Here is a 17,531-nt window from a genome sequence, read left to right as displayed (position 1 = left end):
GGCTAAGGAAGGCGCTGCATCAGCTTTGTGCCCATCAGATGGCTGTATAGTATATCAGCTCTTTTTTTAAAAAAAAACAGCATATTAGGCAAGAAATATAGAAGGAAGCGGCCTATCCAAGCCGCTTCTCTTATTTTGTCGGTAGTTCTCCAGTAACAAATTCAGTCTAGGCATCCATTATGGGGAAACATTGATCCAGTAAGTCCGTGCGGTGGAAAAATCTGGGATACCCAATATTTTTGACCCTGCTAGATGTACAACCATTTACTCAGCAGAAGACTGGTAAAAAGTGGTATGGACGGCTTTGTCGAGATTGGCGAAAATTTGTTGAACAGCGAGTTGTAACTCTAGAGTAAGTGAAATGAAAAAATGTTTAGCCTTGATTTTTATTATGCTGTCTTCTGTCTTCTGTCTGCCATGCTGAAGATGTCGGAGTAGACTATCGATGCTTTGTTAGTCCCGATGGTAAAATTAAAATGCGAATGATGTGGACCTCCACTGTGGGTTGGGTTGGAGGATATGTTCAATATGGGAAAAATAAAGATAAAATAACTATAGTTCAAGTGAATTCTGAAGAAGAGACGAATGACGAAGGTCGACCATATGCTGTTAATAGTGACTGGGTTGAAATAATTGATGGCAAAGTTAATGGGCGGTATCACTTTGGTTACCAAGCTGCTAACTTTGACAATGTTTTTTATATAAATGCTAAAGGAAAGAAGTTTGATTTCTCTCAGGCATTGGAAAATTACGAGGATTGTTTTTGATTGCCGTGGTTGTGAAATAGTGAGTGTATAGATATAGTTATCACCTGACACCGGCTTAACGCCGGTGTTTTTTATTGTTATAAAAATTTTAGTTGCAGGGTAGCCTGAAGATGTGCTGTATCCAGATGATTTTTCGTTGTGAGGATGGATTTAAATTTGAATGCGAGATGCAGATCCAGGTAATGAGAAAAAGTAATTAAGGCACAAAAAAGAAACCCGCCATGGGCGGGTGGAAGGATTGCAACACTAACCAGGAGGAGGTGTTACCAGGTAGACCCTGCTTCTTCGGTAATAGTTCAATTTTATTGAGGTTTTTTCGATTTTTCTGTGGGGCCCCCATCGGGATCTGCGGGGGCGGATGGGTTATCATTCTGCTCCCGTCATCCGGTTGCAGAGGATCTATGCCCGCGTTCTCCTGGTTAGCGCTCTTTTTCGGCGCCTTCTATTTCGTCTACGGCGCTTACTTGCCGTTCTGGTCGCTCTGGCTGGAGGGGGTGGGCGTCAGCGCCGAGATGATTGGTCTTCTGTTGGGGGCTGGGATGGCGATCCGCTTTGCCGGCAACCTGATGGTGATGGGGCAGATCAAGGGGGCTGGCCATCTGCTGCCGGTTACCCGATTGCTCTCCCTGCTCAGTCTGCTGGCGTTTCTCGGCTTCTACCTCAGTCATAACCTTTGGTGGCTGGTGGGCTTGACCCTGCTGGCGAACTTTATCTATCCGACCCTGATGCCGGTGGGGGAGGCGCTGGCGACCCGCATGGTGGTGCAGGCTCATCTCGATTACGGCAAGGTGCGGCTGTGCGGTTCGTTTGCCTTTATCGTCGCCTCGACGCTGGTGGGGGCGCTGGTGGGGAATTTTGGCAGCGAGTGGATTTTGCACACCATGGTGGCGGGGCTGGTACTGATGCTGCTGCTCAGCTGGCTGCCGCTCTATCCGGCGCCACAGGATAGCCAGGGCGAGCGGGCCAAGGCCTCTTTGCTGGTAACCCTGCGCAGCGCACCGGTGCGCCGTTTCCTGCTGCTGACCGCTCTGCTGCAGGGGAGCCACGCCGCCTATTACGGCTTCAGTGCCATCTACTGGAAGGCGCAGGGATATAGCGGCACCATCATCGGTTATCTGTGGGCGCTAGGGGTAGTGGCGGAGATCTGCATGTTCGCCGCCGACAAGCGGTTCTTGCAGCGCTTTGGCGCTCAGAGCCTCTTTATCGCCGGTGCCATCGGTTGTGTGGTGCGCTGGGTATTGTTGGGGGCCTCGACCGAGCTGTGGGTGCTGGTGCTGGGGCAACTGCTGCACGCGGTCACGTTCGGCATGAGCCATCTGGGGGCGGTGCGTTTCATGACTCGCCAGCTGCCCGCCGAGCAGTTGATCCCGACCCAGGCACTCTATGCGGCCCTGGGCCTCGGCATGACGGTGGCGGCCCTGATGGCAGTCTGCGGCGTACTGTTCGAGCCCCTCGGCGGCGGCATCTTCTTCCTGATGGTGCTGGTGGTGTTGCCGGTGTTCTTCCTGCGGCTGCGCCCCTTTGCGCCCTCTGCGCAGGAGAGTGCTCCGGCCTGATACCGGGCTATCTGAATCATCACCTAGCAACAGGGAGAGCCACGGCTCTCCCTTTTTCGTTGCTGCGGTTAGCGGTGTTACTGTGGTTCGCCAAGATAGTAGCGGCTGAGGCGGCGCCAGGTATCCGAGCCGATGGTGCCGGCAAGCAGCTCATTGGAGGCGGCATCAAAGCGGCCATCCGGCAGCCAGCCCAATTGGGGCAATAGTTGCGCCAGCGTGGCGTCATTGTGTTGCAGCTCCCGATCCAGCGCTTCCCAGAAGGCGCTCCCCTTGACGTAAAAGAGCGGGTAGTAGGAGCGATCGCCCGCCATCACCTCGCGAGCTGCCCGATAGAGGCCGCTCTCGTTATGGGGTAGCTGTTTGCCTCGCTCGGCCAGCTCGTTGACCGCCGTGACCTGATGCAGCCGAAAGCGGCGCAGCGCCTTGATGGCGAGGTATTCGGCGAGGCTCTCTTCGACCCAGGTGGGCTGTGGAGCAGCGCGGCGAGCGCTGAGGATGTGCACCGCCTCGTGGGCCGAGGTGCGTAGCAGGCGCAGGGGCGCCTGTGGCGTCGGCTTGCCATTCATGGTGGGGTAGTTTGCGACAAACACCTGATCCCCGGCGGCTCCACCGAGGGAGTGGGTCGCCACATCTCGCCCGAGCCACACCAGTTGCCACGGGTGAGTGGGCGGATCCACATCGAGCTGGAAGGCCAGATAGTCGATGATCTCATTCAGTTGCTGCTGCATGGCTGGCAGATCGAGCTGATTGGCGGTCTCATCATGGCTCAGCACCAGCCGCGGAGCTGACTTGTTGACAGGCACAGTGGCCAGACCAAATGGCAGGATCAGCGGCGGCTGGTTGACACTCGGTAGCGGTTGGCAGGAGCCATCCGGCAGACAGATCTCCCCTCGGCGGCTCCCCAGCTGGCGCACCAGATTGCCCCACTCGGTCAATAACCACTGGTTGGGGGCAAACAGAAGCGACTGTTGGGCCGAGGCATCCGCTCCCTGTGCCGGAACTGGTGTGAGAGTGATCTGCCAGCCGATCTCCTTGCAAGAGAAGGGCTGGTTGAGGGCAACCGGCTGATTGTCTGCAAGGCAGACCAGCGCGGGGGAAACCGGCGTTGCACTGCCCGGCAACTGGCGGGCGGGGAGTAGGGTAAAAGGGGGATCACCCTGCATGGTGAGGTGAACTTGCAACAGATTGGCGCTGGCGCCCTGTTCGATAAGGTAGCGGGGGCCGCTCGTGCCATCGGCGGCGCAGGCCCACAGTGGCAGCAGCCACAGGGCAAACAGGGTGAGATGACGACTCATAAGGGGGTTAGCGCTCCTGCTCGTAGCCCAGCAGATCGCCGGGCTGGCATTTGAGTTCACGGCAGATGGCCTCCAGGGTGGAGAAGCGCACCGCTTTGGCGTGGCCATTTTTGAGGATCGAGAGGTTGGCCTCGGTGATGTCGATGCGCTGGGCCAGCTCGCGGGCTGTCATCTTGCGTTCGGCCAGCAGGGCATCGAGCCGGATGATGATGGACATAGGCTCCCCTTACACCGTCAGTTGCTGTTCGTCGGCCAGCAGTTTGGCCTCGCGCATCACCAGTGCCAGCGCCAGTACGATGAGTCCCGCTAGCAGCAGCCGGAAATCGGACGAGCTGATAGAGACGGAGCCATGTATCTCGGGGCCGCTCATGGTGAGGACGGTATCGAGCAAGGGGGTCTGGATCAGCTCGACCAGGAAGGATACACAGAGCAGCACACCGATCTGCCGATAGCGGCGGATCTGCTCGAAGGTGAAGAGCAGACCGGCGCGGTAGCCACGAAACAGCTGACGCAGTTGCCACAGCATCAGCATGAAGACCAGATCCGGCAGCAACTGCACCAGGGTGCCGAGCAGCCGGTTGGCGGTGCGCAGCGGATAGTCGGCCATGGTAAGGGGGGGCTGCGGGATGAGGTCGAGGGATGGCGTTTCACCATTGGCCAGCGGCACGCCGTTGAGAATGTGCGAGCCGCTGCTGTGGATGATCTGGTTGAGCTCCTCTTGCAGCAGGTCATTGCCGCCCAACAGGTGGGACCAGGTCTCCATCAGGGTAATGGTGGGGGTGGCGAGCAGGGCAAACAGCAGCAGCCACTCGATCAGAACGCTCAGGCGTTCAAGTTTGGTCGTTCTCATCATGAACCTCATGGTGGGCGCCATCCCGCTGGCGGAATGGTTTTAAGTTTATTGTTTATCAATATGCAGATGGGCGAATGTTTATCGTTTTACGATATACAGTCAAGGCAAAACTTATTGAAAAACGATAATTTCAATCTGTCCGAAGGGGATGACTTTTGGCTGCTGCCTCTCTAGACTGGCGAGGTTGTATACAAAAACTCAACATGGACAAGGAGTTATCGATGCACCAGGGATGGCTGCTGATCGGATTGTCGCTCACCTATCTGGGGCTGCTGTTTCTGATCGCCTTCGTGGCAGACAAGCACAAACGGCACCGTCTCAAGGGGCAACCGCTGCTCTACAGTCTGTCGCTGGCGGTCTACTGCACCTCCTGGACCTTCTTCGGCACCGTGGGGCAGGCGAGTGAATCCCCCTGGTCGCCGGTGCCCATCTACCTTGGCCCCATGCTGGTCTTTCTGTTTGGCTGGCGGCTGCTGGCTCGCCTCATTCTGGTGGCCAAGCGCGAGCACATCACCTCCATCGCCGACTTTATCGCTGCCCGTTACGGCAAATCCCAGCGGCTCGCCATGGTGATCTCTCTCATCGCCATCATGGGGATCCTCCCCTATCTGGTGTTGCAGCTCAAAGCCATCGTCACCGGGCTGGATCTGCTGATGGTCAATAGCGGTGGCATCAGCCCGACCAGCAACACCAGCGAGCTGGCGCTCGGGGTCACTCTGCTGTTGGCGCTGTTCAGCATCCTGTTCGGTACTCGCCATCTCGATGCCACCGAGCACCACAGGGGGATGGTGGTGGCCATCGCCTTCGAATCGGTGGTGAAGCTGCTGGCCTTTATCGCGGTGGGGGGCTTTGCCCTATGGCTGATTTTGAGCAAACCCGGCGTTGCCCACGAGCAGGTGACCCGCGACTTCTTTACGCAGGTGATGGCGGTGAGCCCCGGCAACCTGCTGGAGCTCGCCATCTATACGGTACTGGCGATGTGCGCCGTCATCTGCCTGCCGCGCCAGTTTCATGTGACTGTGGTGGAGAACAATCAGGGGCAGGATCTCCACTGGGCGCGCTGGATCTTCCCGCTCTACCTGTTCGTGATGGGGCTCTTTATCTGGCCACTGGCGCTGGCGGGCAAGCTGTGGCTGGGGGCTGAGGTGGCTTCTGACACCTATGTGATCAGCCTGCCGATGGCCCTCGGTTTTGATGGTATGGCGATGCTGGCCTTTCTCGGCGGCACCTCGGCGGCCACCGGCATGGTGATCGTCTGCACCATAGCGCTGGCGATCATGGTGAGCAACGATCTGGTGCTGCCGGTGCTGCTGCGCCGTTTTTGGCGGCAGGGGCGCGACGAGCGGCTGGTGCGGCTGCTGCTGCAGGTGCGCCGTGGCGCCATCCTGCTGATCTTGCTGGCGGCCTGGGGGCTCTACCTCTGGCTCGGTGATCTCACCAGTCTCTCCCGCATCGGCTATCTCTCGTTTGGCGCAGTGGCCCAGTTTGCGCCGGCCCTGCTGCTCGGTCTCTACTGGCGCCACGGCAATCGCAAGGGGGTCTATCTTGGTCTCTTCCTCGGGGTGAGTCTCTGGTTCGTGACCCTGCTGGTGGAGAGCGGGTTGCTGGCCGGTTCACCGCTGGCCGAGCTGCTGGCACCGCCGGACTGGCCCGCGTTTCGCGATCTTAGCCTGGGCGCCTGGTGCATCTTCCTGAGTCTCGTGCTCAACCTGCTCGGCTACGTGGTGGGTTCCCTGCTGTCGCGCCCGGCGGTGAGCGAGCGGCTGCAAGCGGCCAACTTCGTCGGCAAGCCGAGCCGTGATACCGCCGCCCTCTATCAGGCGCGGGTCTCGGTCAAGGAGCTGGAGATGCTGGCGGCTCGCTTCGTCGGTTCGAGCCGGGTTAAGCGCGCCTTTGGCCGCTTCGCCGGTGAGCGGGGCGGCACCTTGGCGCCCCAGATGCAGGCTTCGGCCGAGCTGATCGCCCACACCGAGCGGCTGCTGGCAGGGGTATTTGGCACCTCGTCGGCGCGGTTGGTGCTCGCCTCGGCCCTGCAGGGGCGCAACATGCAACTGGAGGAGATTGCCACCATTGTCGATGAGGCCTCCGACGTGTTTCGCTTCAACCGCGGCCTGCTGCAGGGGGCGATCGAGCATATCGGGCAGGGGATCTCTGTGGTGGATCGGGAGCTCAGGCTGGTGGCCTGGAATCGCCGCTACATCGAGCTGTTCCACTATCCTCCGGGGCTTATTCAGGCGGGGCGCTCCATCGAGCAGATCATCCGCTACAACGCCGAGCAGGGGCTCTGTGGCCCCGGCGATATCGAGGACCATGTGGCACGGCGGGTCGCCTTTATGAAGCGCGGCAGCGCCCATATCTCGGCGCGAGAGCGCCCGGACGGGCGGGTTATCGAGATGCAGGGCAACCCTATGCCCGCCGGTGGTTTCGTCATGACCTTTACCGACATCACCCCGTTTCGCGATGCGGAACGGGTGCTGCGCGAAGCGAACGAACATCTGGAGGCGCGGGTGGCCGAGCGCACCCACGAGCTCTCCGAACTCAACCGCCAGCTGCTGCTGGTGAACCAGCAGGTGGAGCGGGCCAACCACTCCAAGAGCCGTTTTCTGGCGGCGGTCAGCCACGATCTGACTCAGCCTCTCAATGCCGCCAAGCTGTTTACCTCCTCCCTGTTGGAGATGCTGCCAGCATCTGGTGATCAGGCCCGCATCGCCCGCCATATCGACGATGCATTGGGGGCGACCGAAGATCTCATCACCGATCTGCTCGATATCTCGCGGCTCGAAGCGGGCAAGTTCAAGGCCAAAAAGCTCGATTTTGCCTTGCGCGATCTGTTCGACAACCTCAAGGCGGAGTTTGGCGTGCTGGCGCAGGCGGGGGGAATCCACTTCTCGGTGGTGGAGAGCAAGCATGCAGTACACAGCGATGTGCGGCTGCTGCGGCGGGTGCTGCAGAACTTCCTCACCAATGCGTTTCGCTACAACCCGGCTGGCCGGGTGCTGCTCGGTTGTCGCCGGTTTGGGGAGAAGATCCGCATCGAGGTGTGGGACAACGGCCCCGGCATCCCGCAGGATAAGCAGGAGGCAATTTTCGACGAGTTCTCCCGCCTCGATCACTCCCGCACCGCCAAGGAGCAGGGGCTGGGTCTGGGTCTCGCCATCGCCCGCGGCATCTCGCAGGTGCTCGGTCATCAGCTCACCCTGCAGAGCTGGCCGGGCAAGGGGTCGGTCTTTGCGGTGACCCTTAATCTGGCGACCCGACAGGTCACAGCTCATCAGCTGGCGGCGCCGGTAGTGCGCGACAGCCAGCTGGAAGGGGTGACCGTGCTCTGCATCGACAACGAGCGGGACATTCTGACCGCCATGAGCACCCTGCTTAGCCGTTGGGGCTGCGAGGTGCGCTGCGCTGTCGATCTGGCCGAAGCCGAGGCGCAGGTGGCAGACGGGTTTGTGCCCAAGCTGGTGCTCTCTGACTATCACCTCGACGATTGCAAGACCGGGCTGGAGGCGCTGGCTGCCCTGCAACGGGTGTGTGGCGACGAGCTGGGAGGCATCATCATCAGTGCCGATCGCAAGAGCGAGTTGCAGGCGCAGATCCGCGAGCGGGGGTATGGCTACATCAGCAAGCCGGTCAAACCGCTCAAACTGCGGGCGCTGATGAACAGCCTGCTGCTGCGATAGCCGCATCCGGGGCGGCAAGCCGTGAACCGGTTCACAAAACCGCACAAATATGGTGACAACCATCGTCATGGTGGTTCGTCATACATGGCCCCGGATTGGCGATGATCCCTTCACTATTTCGTGTGATAACGACCGATAGCCATTCTGGTCAGCCACTTGTTGTGAAAGTCGACAGTAGCGCACCTGATCCGCTCACTCTATAGTCGGGATGCGATTATTTTTATCGCGAATGAAGTAGCTAAAGGGCAAACCGATCGCGAGATCGGGACGCAAAGCTTCCGGTCCAGGGATGAGCCGTACTTGAGATAGCGGGGCCACCACAGGTTGTTGTGCACCTTTGCCAAGAGGCCGCACTGCTTCTGGGTTACCTGTCAGGGCGTCGCCCTTTTCGTTGCCTACATAACGAAATAGGGAAATATAACAATGCTAAGTCCAAAGCCTACCATGCTGGCCCTCGCGGTCGGTCTCTGTTGTGCCACTTCCGTTTATGCTGCGCCCCCCGGCAAGCCTGCCATTGCCGCGGGCCCCACCAAGTTTGCCATTGTGGAGGTCGATCAAGCCGCCAGCGCCTACAACAATCTGGTCAAGCGGAAGGATGCCGCTGACGTCGAAGTGAGCTGGAACCTCTGGAGTGGCGATATTGGCCAGACCGCCAAGGTGCTGTTTGATGGCAAGGAGATGTGGTCCGGCCCCTCTGCCGCTGCAGGAACGGCTAAATTCAAGGTGAAGAAAGGGGGGCGCTACCAGGCTCAGATAGCCCTCTGCAACGCCGATGGATGTACCCTCTCCGACAAGAAGGAGATAGTGGTCGCCGATACCGACGGCAGCCATCTGGCGCCACTCAAGGCCGCGCTGCAGGAGAACAACAAGCCCTACGCCAACAAGTCCGGCAAGGTGGTAGGGACTTACTATGTGGAGTGGGGAGTCTATGGCCGCAAGTTTACCGTAGACAAGATCCCTGCCCAGAACCTGACCCATATCCTCTATGGTTTCACCCCCATCTGTGGCGGGGATGGCCTCAACGACAGCCTCAAAGAGATCGAAGGGAGCTTCCAGGCGCTGCAGAAAGCGTGTGCCGGTCGCGCCGACTTCAAGGTGGCGATGCACGATCCCTGGGCTGCCGTCCAGATGTCGCAAGGCAATCTCTCCGCTTGGGATGAGCCCTACAACGGCAACTTTGGCAACCTGATGGCCCTGAAACAGGCTTATCCGAACCTCAAGATCCTCCCCTCGGTCGGCGGCTGGACCCTCTCCGACCCCTTCTATTTCCTCGGTGACAAAACCAAGCGTGATGTGTTCGTCGGCTCGGTGAAGGAGTTCCTGCAGACCTGGAAATTCTTCGACGGCGTGGATATCGACTGGGAGTACCCGGGCGGACAGGGCGCCAACCCGAAGCTGGGTAGCCCGAGCGATGGTGCCACCTATGTGACCCTGATGAAGGAGCTGCGGGCCATGCTCGACGAGCTGGAGGCCGAGACCGGTCGCCAGTATGAGCTCACCTCGGCCATCGGGGCAGGTGGCGACAAGATCCAGGATGTGGACTACAAGGCAGCCCAGCCCTACATGGATCACATCTTCATGATGACCTACGACTACAACGGTGGCTGGAGCAACACAGAGCTGGGTCACCAGACCAACCTCTATGCGGCGAGCTGGGATCCCAATACCAAGTACACCACCGACAAGGCGGTCAATCAGCTGCTGGCGCAGGGGGTAGATCCTGGCAAGCTGGTGGTCGGTGCCGCCATGTATGGTCGTGGCTGGACCGGGGTGAGCGGCTATCAGGGTAACAACCCCTTCACCGGCAAGGCGACCGGCAAGGTGAAAGGAACCTGGGAAGACGGGGTAGTGGATTACCGCGACATCGTCAACAACCGGATGGGGGCTGGCTGGGAGCAGGGCTATGACGAAGTGGCCGAGGGGCCCTATCTGTTCAAGGCGGCCACTGGCGATCTCATCACCTATGACAATGAGCGTTCGGTCAAGGCCAAGGGGCAGTATGTGCTGGCCAACCAGCTCGGTGGTCTTTTCTCCTGGGAGATTGATGCCGACAACGGTGACATCCTCAATGCCATGCATGAAGGGCTGGGCCACGGCAGTGGCATCACGCCACCTGTCAACAAGCCGCCATTGGCCAACGCGGGCAGTGACCTCAAGGTGACCGGTCCGACCGAGGTGACGCTGGATGGTTCGGCCTCCCACGATCCGGAGAACAGCGCTCTCAGTTACAGCTGGAAGCAGATCTCCGGGCCGCAGGCTGGCTTGCTCGACGCCACTCAGGCTAAGGCCCGCGTGGTATTGAACGCCGTGGCGAGCGACATCAATCTGGTGTTTGAGCTGACGGTGACCGATGACCAGCAGTTGAGTGCCAAGGATCAGGTTGTTGTCACCAACAAGGCGCCGCAAGCCAACCTGGCGCCGGTGGTGAGTGTGCCAGCCACAGCCTCTGTCGAGGCGGGCAAGCAGGTGACCATCAAGGCCACCGCCTCCGATCCTAACGGCGATCCGCTAACTTATCAGTGGAACGTGCCCGCAGGCATCACCGCGACAGGCCAGAACAGCGCCACCCTGGTGGTGACCGGCCCGAGCGTGACCAGCGACACCGGTTATGATCTGAGCCTCACCGTCTCCGACGGCGGGCTGGATGCCAGCGCGGCAACCCGTTTGACGGTCAAACCGGCCAGCGGCGGCGGTGGTTGCACGGCGACTGATCCGGATGCGGTCAATTGGCCAGTCTGGAAAGCGGCAACCACCTATAACAGCGGTGACAAGGTGAGCCACAACCAGCTGGTGTGGCAGGCCAAGTACTGGACTCAGGGCAACGAGCCGAGCCGCACCACGGATCAGTGGCTGCTGGTGAGCAAGGTGCAACTGGGTTGGGATGCCAACGTGGCCTACAACGGTGGCGAGATCACCACCCATAACGGCCGTCAGTGGAAGGCGCAGTACTGGACCAAGGGCAATGAGCCCGGTAAACACGATGTCTGGCAGGATGTGGGGGCCGCCAGCTGTAAATAAACAAGAGTTGAATGGTCGCGGGGCATGCCAGTCATGCCCCGTTTTTTTGTCTGGCAATCAGTGCCAGCGCCTCTTTACACCACAGCGTTCTGACATTCAGTTGGCCACAATGCCACTTTTTGGTTGGGGGCGGTCGTTACGGTCCCGGGCGTAAAGTCAAACGAACAATTTTGTCGTATCTGAATGGTCAACCTGGTGGGGAGGGGCTTGCGGGGTCGGTGACAAAAGGGCGGTGAGAAAACCACTATCAATTCGGCATCTCACAAATGACAATTTTGTTAGTTATTGTTTTTTATCGGTTTATTTTATGGCTCGATCCATGCCCAAGCCATGGCCTCTGTTGTTGTGAACAAAGTGTATGTTTCAATCATCTGTTTTTAAACAATTAATCCTTATAAATTAAATGCTTGTGACGTTTTTTTCGTGGGAAAAGGCAATGGTCGGATTTGCTTAACCCCTTGAATACCCATATAGTCAATCAGCGATTATTTATCGCCGAGAATAAAGTTGTGATAAGGGCAAACCGATTGAAAAGTCGGGACGCAAAGCTTCCGGTCTAAGGGACATGTTGACCTAGGATAGCGGGGCCACCACAGTGTTATGCAGACTGCCTTTGCCAAGGGGTGGTCATTTTTGTGTTACCTGTCGTGTTGCGTTGCCCTTTCGTTTTTTCCATAACGTAAAGGAAAGCAATATGCTAAGTCCAAAACCCGCATTGCTGGCCATGGTGGTCAGTACCCTGCTCGCTTCATCTGCTGCTTATGCTGCCGTTCCGGGCAAGCCTGCCATTGGTTGGGGCCCCACCAAGTTTGCCATCGTCGAAGTCAACCCCTCCGCGAGTGCATACAACCAACTGGTGACCCGCAAAGACGCCGCCGATGTCACCGTTACCTGGAACATCTGGAGTGGCGATATTGGCCAGACCGCCAAAGTGCTGCTGGATGGCAAGGAAGTGTGGTCTGGTCCCTCTTCAGCGGCCGGTACCGCCACCTTCAAGGTGAACAAAGGTGGTCGCTATCAGATGCAGGTCGCGCTGTGCAACGGTGATGGCTGCACCCTGTCCGATGCCAAAGAGATCGTGGTTGCCGATACCGATGGCAGCCACCTCGCGCCGCTCAAGCCTGCCCTGCAGGAGCACAACAAGCCCTATGCCAACAAGTCCGGCAAGGTAGTCGGTACCTACTTTGTCGAGTGGGGTGTCTACGGCCGCAACTTTACCGTGGACAAGCTGCCAGCCCAGAACCTGACCCATATCCTCTATGGCTTCACCCCGATTTGCGGCGGTGATGGCATCAACGACAGCCTCAAAGAGATCGAAGGGAGCTTCCAGGCGCTGCAAAAATCCTGTGCCGGTCGCGAAGATTTCAAGGTTGCGATCCACGATCCCTGGGCTGCGATACAAGCACCACAAGGCACGCTGGGTGCTTGGGACGAGCCCTACAAGGGCAACTTCGGTAACCTGATGGCCCTCAAACAGGCCTATCCTGACCTGAAAATTCTCCCGTCTGTTGGTGGTTGGACTCTCTCCGATCCCTTCTTCTTCATGCATGACAAAGCCAAGCGTGATGTGTTCGTTGCCTCGGTCAAAGAGTTTCTGCAGACCTGGAAGTTCTTCGACGGTGTCGATATCGACTATGAATTCCCGGGCGGTGATGGCGCCAACCCCAATCTGGGTGACAAGACCAAGGATGGGGCTACCTATGTGCTGATCATGAAAGAGCTGCGCGCCATGCTCGACGAGCTGGAGGCCGAGACCGGTCGCACCTATGAGCTGACCTCTGCCATCGGTGCCGGTTATGACAAGATTGAAGATGTGGATTACAAGGCTGCCCAGCAGTACATGGATCACCTCTTCGTGATGAGTTACGACTACAACGGTGGCTGGAGCAATAGCCAGCTGGGCCATCAGGCCAACCTCTATCAGGCGACCAATGGCTCGGCCAACAAGCGCTACAACACTGATTCTGCCGTGCAGCAGCTGCTGGCACAGGGGGTCGATTCCGAGAAGCTGGTGATCGGTGCCGCCGCCTATGGCCGTGGCTGGAAAGGGGTGAGCGGCTATCAAGGCAACGATCCTTTCACCGGTACTGCGGCCGGCAAGATCAAGGGAACCTGGGAAGATGGCGTGCTGGACTATCGCCACATCGTCAACAGTCACATGGGGGCAGGCTGGGAGTACAACTACGACGAGACCGCCGAAGCGGCGACCCTGTTCAAGCCCTCCACTGGCGAGCTGATCACCTATGACGACGAGCGTTCAGTCAAGGCGAAAGGCCAATATGTGCTGGCCAACAAGCTGGGTGGCCTCTTCTCCTGGGAGATCGATGCCGACAACGGCGACATCCTCAACGCCATGCACGAAGGTCTCGGCCATGGTGAGGGGATCACCCCGCCAGTCAACAAGCCGCCGGTAGCCAATGCGGGCAGCGATCTGACTGTGACCGGTCCAGCCTCCCTGACCCTGGATGGTTCAGCCTCCCACGATCCGGAAAAAGGCACTCTGACCTACAGCTGGAAGCAGGTCTCCGGCCCGCAAGCCGTGTTGGGTGATACCACGCAAGCCAAGGTGCGAGTCGATCTGAATGCTGTCAGCGCCGATACCGCGCTGGTATTCGAACTGACCGTGACCGATGACCATCAATTGAGTGCCAAGGATCAGGTGGTGGTGACCAACAAGGCACCGCAACCCAACCTGCCTCCGGTGGTCACTCTGCCCGCCAGCTTCAAAGTAGAAGAGGGCAAGCAGGTGAGCATCACCGCCAAGGCATCCGACCCCAATGACGACGAGCTGATCTACCAATGGCAAGTACCAGCCGGTATCTCGGCTACTGGCCAGAACAGCGCCACCCTGGTGGTCACCGGCCCTGCAGTGGATGTTGAAACCGGTTATGACCTCTCTGTGACCGTCTCCGATGGCGCACTCGACGCCAGTGCGGCAACCCGTCTCACCGTTACACCGATCAATGAAGGCGGTGACGGTGGGGAAGGTGGTTCATGCAATACCACCGACCCGGAAGCGGCCAACCTCCCGGCATGGCAGACCAGCAAGGTCTACAACGGCGGTGACAAGGTGAGCCACAACCAGCTGGTATGGCGTGCCAAGTACTGGACCCAGGGCAATGAACCGAGCCGCACTGCGGATCAGTGGTCACTGGAGAGCCAGGTTGAGCTGGGTTGGAACGCCGCGGTTGTCTACAACGGCGGGGAACTGACCAATCACAACGGTCGTCAATGGAAGGCCAAGTGGTGGACTCAAGGTAATGAGCCGGGCAAGCACGATGTCTGGGTTGATGTTGGTGCAGCAAGCTGCCGTTAAGTTGACATCATTATGATTGTGGCGGGGTCTGTTTAGACCCCGTTTTTGTCTGCTAATAAAGTTAAGAGAGCAATAATAATGAAAAAAAATCGCATCACCCTTCTGCTTGCCGGATTGATGCTCAGTGGCCACCTGTGGGCGGCTGAGGCATACAACATTAACAAATCCTATCCGGGCGGTAGCCAGGTCAACTACAACGGCCAGGTATTTGAAGCCAAGTGGTGGGTCAACCCGGGCCAGACCCCCGGCATGGCGGCCGCCGACGAGTGGGATACCCCGTGGAAGCTGATCGGCGAAGGTGAAGTGACCCCGCCGGACAATGGCGACGGTGATGACAAGCCCACTCCGCCAACACCCACACCTACACCGCCGGATGGCAGCACCGCTCCTGTTTATATGAGCCAGGCAGAGCTGGATGCCAAAGAGCAGACGTTGACCGACTTCCCCGGGATGGCCGCGGTCAAGGCATCCATCGCCACCCGCGACAATCTGGTGGTGGAAGCGGTACAAGCGGGCCGAGCCGACAACCCGGATAACGTCAAGCTGGTGGAGAGCCTGCTCAGCGAGAGCCAGTTCAACTACCTGTTCCCCCTGCGTGCCCCCGAGTACAGCTACCGTGGTCTGCTGCAGGCGGCGGCCAAGTTCCCGGCCCTGTGCAGCAACTACAGCGATGGTCGCGATGCCGAGGCTATCTGTCGCAAGACCCTGGCGACCATGTTTGCCCACTTCGCTCAGGAGACCGGTGGCCACGAGAGCTGGCGTCCGGAAGCCGAATGGCGTCAGGCGCTGGTCTATGTCCGTGAGATGGGCTGGACCGAAGCGATGCGTGGCGGCTACAACGCCGAGTGCAGCCCCAGCGTATGGCAGGGTCAGCAGTGGCCATGCGGCACCTTCGATAATGGCGAGTTCAAGAGCTATTTCGGTCGTGGTGCCAAGCAGCTCTCTTACAACTACAACTACGGCCCCTTCTCCGAGGCGATGTTTGGCACGGTGCGCACCCTGCTCGATCAGCCGGAGCTGGTGGCTGACAGCTGGTTGAACCTCGCCAGTGCGGTGTTCTTCTATACCTATCCGCAGCCGCCCAAGCCTTCCATGTTGCACGTCATCGACGGCACCTGGCAGCCGAACGACCATGACAAGCAGAACGGTCTGGTACCCGGTTTCGGGGTGACTACCCAGATCATCAACGGTGGCGTTGAGTGTGGCGGCAATGCCGAGCATGCCCAGTCCCAGAACCGTATCAACTACTACCGCGAGTTTGCCAACTACCTCGCCGTGCCGGTACCGGCTGACGAAGTGCTGGGTTGCAAAGGGATGAAGTACTTTGACAACGAAGGCGCCGGTGCCCTGCCTATCTATTGGGAGCAGGACTGGAGCTATGTGGCCGAGAACCCGAACGGCGGCAAGAGCTATGCGTGCAAGCTGGTGGGTTACCAGACCCGTTTCAGCGCCTTCAAGGAGGGGGATTACACCCGCTGCATCCAGCATTTCTATCCCGAGGTGGTGATTGAAGACAATGGCGGTGGTACCAACCTGCCACCGGTGGCCAGCATCACTGGCCCGGCGCAAGCCGAAGGCGGCAGCAAGGTCACCCTCTCCGCGCAGCATTCCAGCGATCCGGAAGGCAAGCCGCTGGCGTATGCCTGGACCCTGCCTGCCGGCGCCTCCGCTCCGGCACTGGATCAGGTTACGCTGGAGCTGACCCTGCCCCAGCCGGCCACCGATACCAAGCTGGCTATCAAGCTGACGGTGACCGACGAAGGGAGCCTGAGTCGCAGTGCTAACCACGCCCTGCTGGTTAAAGGGGAAGAGGGGGGTGTAACCCCACCGGATGGTGACTACCCGGCCTACAAGGCGGGCACTCCCTATAAAGCGGGCGAGCGCGTGAGCAATGGCGGCGCCAGCTACGAGTGCAAACCGCATCCCTACACCGGCTGGTGTTCCGGTGCAGCCTGGGCTTATGAGCCAGGCAAGGGAACCGCATGGAGCGATGCCTGGATCAAGCTGTGATCCGGCAATGAGCCAATGCAATAAAAGATGGGGCCTGTGGGCCCCATTCTCGTTTGGTGGAGTTCAGGTTTGGCCGAGGACTCTCTCTGGCCGGGACAGGACAGCACCTGGATGGCGCTGCGATAGGATGTGCGTGATGTAGTTTTATTACTGTTATTAGTGAAATACTTTCACGGCTTACTTGCCGTAGCGAAAGTAGTATTCACGGGTGGACGGGGCATAGGCATCTTTCTCTACAATGCCGCTCTTGGTGGTTGCGCCCTTGAGGCGGAACAGGACTGCCAGATTCTCAAACATGGTTTACCTCATCGCTCTGTCATTTATGGTTATGGTGTGTGACCTGGGTCACGGTTTGATCCTATGGCTATCTGTGAGCTGGATCAACTTTTTATGTTGTAAATTTACGAAAATCATAGAAAGGGTTTTCAAGTGCAACATTCTTTATGGAAAGGGTTTCTTGTTCATGGAGAGGGTTGATTGGGGTGATGAGAGCGAGTCTGTTTGCGCGCCCGCCACTAAAGGCAAGGGATCGGAAGCGTTGCATCCGAAAAGGGCCTGCTGCACGGGCTGCACTCTATCGTGGCTTGAGATCGGAGTTTGAGCCGATTTGTGACCTAAAACAGAGAGATAGCATGCTCCTTGCTGGTAAAAACAGCGGACTGCTGCAATTTTGACTAAACGAATCAATGGCAGTTATTTTAGGGTTGACAGCAAAGCTCACGATGCCTATCATCCGCCTCCGTTGCCGGAGATAACTTCGTCAGCGCCGAGGTGAGTTGGGGTTATAGCTCAGCTGGGAGAGCGCTTGCATGGCATGCAAGAGGTCCGCGGTTCGATCCCGCGTAGCTCCACCAATTTTCCTCGAACAATCTGGAATCAAAGGGGTTATAGCTCAGCTGGGAGAGCGCTTGCATGGCATGCAAGAGGTCCGCGGTTCGATCCCGCGTAGCTCCACCAGGTTCCTGATTGAAATGAAGTGCCCAGGGCAGTGCGGTGTGTATCACCCAGGCCGACCTTTGTGGGGTTATAGCTCAGCTGG

General features: G+C 58.5%; 9 protein-coding genes, 2 tRNA genes and 2 riboswitches. Of the genes, 8 read left to right on the top strand and 3 right to left on the bottom strand.

Going from position 1 to position 17,531, the window contains the following annotated elements:
* Positions 1-482 precede the first annotated feature (482 nt).
* Complete coding sequence (locus tag BN1135_RS12980) at positions 483-767, top strand: hypothetical protein (RefSeq protein ID WP_139245187.1); 285 nt, start codon at positions 483-485, stop codon at positions 765-767.
* 401 nt (positions 768-1,168) lie between these two features.
* Positions 1,169-2,323, top strand: coding sequence for a 3-phenylpropionate MFS transporter (locus BN1135_RS12975; protein WP_042021700.1), 1,155 nt, complete (start codon positions 1,169-1,171; stop codon positions 2,321-2,323).
* Between the two features lie 77 nt (positions 2,324-2,400).
* Here the strand turns inward: BN1135_RS12975 and BN1135_RS12970 are convergent, their stop codons facing one another.
* From BN1135_RS12970 to BN1135_RS12960, 3 genes are read right to left on the bottom strand one after another with little or no spacing between them, the layout of a single operon-like run.
* Entirely contained in the window at positions 2,401-3,618 is a 1,218-nt protein-coding gene (locus tag BN1135_RS12970; RefSeq protein ID WP_042021699.1) for a hypothetical protein, read from the bottom strand.
* A 7-nt stretch (positions 3,619-3,625) separates the two neighbouring features.
* Positions 3,626-3,835: a helix-turn-helix domain-containing protein gene (locus tag BN1135_RS12965; RefSeq protein WP_033136230.1), complete on the bottom strand. Its 210-nt coding sequence runs from the start codon at positions 3,833-3,835 to the stop codon at positions 3,626-3,628.
* Positions 3,836-3,844: 9 nt separating this feature from the next.
* Positions 3,845-4,468 carry a DUF2975 domain-containing protein gene (locus BN1135_RS12960; protein WP_042021696.1) on the bottom strand — a complete coding sequence of 208 codons (624 nt, stop codon included), beginning with the start codon at positions 4,466-4,468 and terminating at the stop codon, positions 3,845-3,847.
* Positions 4,469-4,692: 224 nt separating this feature from the next.
* On the opposite strand from BN1135_RS12960, the gene BN1135_RS12955 reads away from it, so the two are divergent.
* The 6 genes from BN1135_RS12955 (at position 4,693) to BN1135_RS12925 (ending at position 17,449) form a co-directional block, all read left to right on the top strand.
* Positions 4,693-8,148, top strand: a complete 3,456-nt coding sequence (locus BN1135_RS12955; protein WP_042021695.1) for a hybrid sensor histidine kinase/response regulator — start codon at positions 4,693-4,695, stop codon at positions 8,146-8,148.
* A 234-nt stretch (positions 8,149-8,382) separates the two neighbouring features.
* Positions 8,383-8,470, top strand: a riboswitch (cyclic di-GMP riboswitch).
* Positions 8,471-8,571: 101 nt separating this feature from the next.
* Positions 8,572-11,166 (top strand): glycosyl hydrolase family 18 protein, encoded by a 2,595-nt coding sequence (locus tag BN1135_RS12950; RefSeq protein ID WP_042021694.1) that lies wholly within the window; start codon positions 8,572-8,574, stop codon positions 11,164-11,166.
* 507 nt (positions 11,167-11,673) lie between these two features.
* Positions 11,674-11,761: riboswitch (cyclic di-GMP riboswitch) on the top strand.
* A gap of 99 nt (positions 11,762-11,860) precedes the next feature.
* The gene (locus BN1135_RS12945) at positions 11,861-14,482 is read left to right on the top strand and encodes a glycosyl hydrolase family 18 protein (RefSeq protein WP_042021693.1); all 2,622 of its coding nucleotides are present in this window, start codon (positions 11,861-11,863) and stop codon (positions 14,480-14,482) included.
* Positions 14,483-14,560: 78 nt separating this feature from the next.
* Positions 14,561-16,492 carry a glycoside hydrolase family 19 protein gene (locus BN1135_RS12940; protein ID WP_042021692.1) on the top strand — a complete coding sequence of 644 codons (1,932 nt, stop codon included), beginning with the start codon at positions 14,561-14,563 and terminating at the stop codon, positions 16,490-16,492.
* A gap of 778 nt (positions 16,493-17,270) precedes the next feature.
* Positions 17,271-17,346 (top strand) — tRNA-Ala (locus BN1135_RS12930).
* Positions 17,347-17,373: 27 nt separating this feature from the next.
* Positions 17,374-17,449: transfer RNA gene (locus BN1135_RS12925), tRNA-Ala, on the top strand.
* Positions 17,450-17,531 lie beyond the last annotated feature (82 nt).

This window comes from Aeromonas sobria (assembly GCF_000820145.1).
GTDB classification, from domain to species: Bacteria; Pseudomonadota; Gammaproteobacteria; order Enterobacterales; family Aeromonadaceae; genus Aeromonas; species Aeromonas sobria.
Note: the sequence above shows the minus strand (reverse complement) of the source record. Positions and strands in the feature narration are given on the sequence as shown.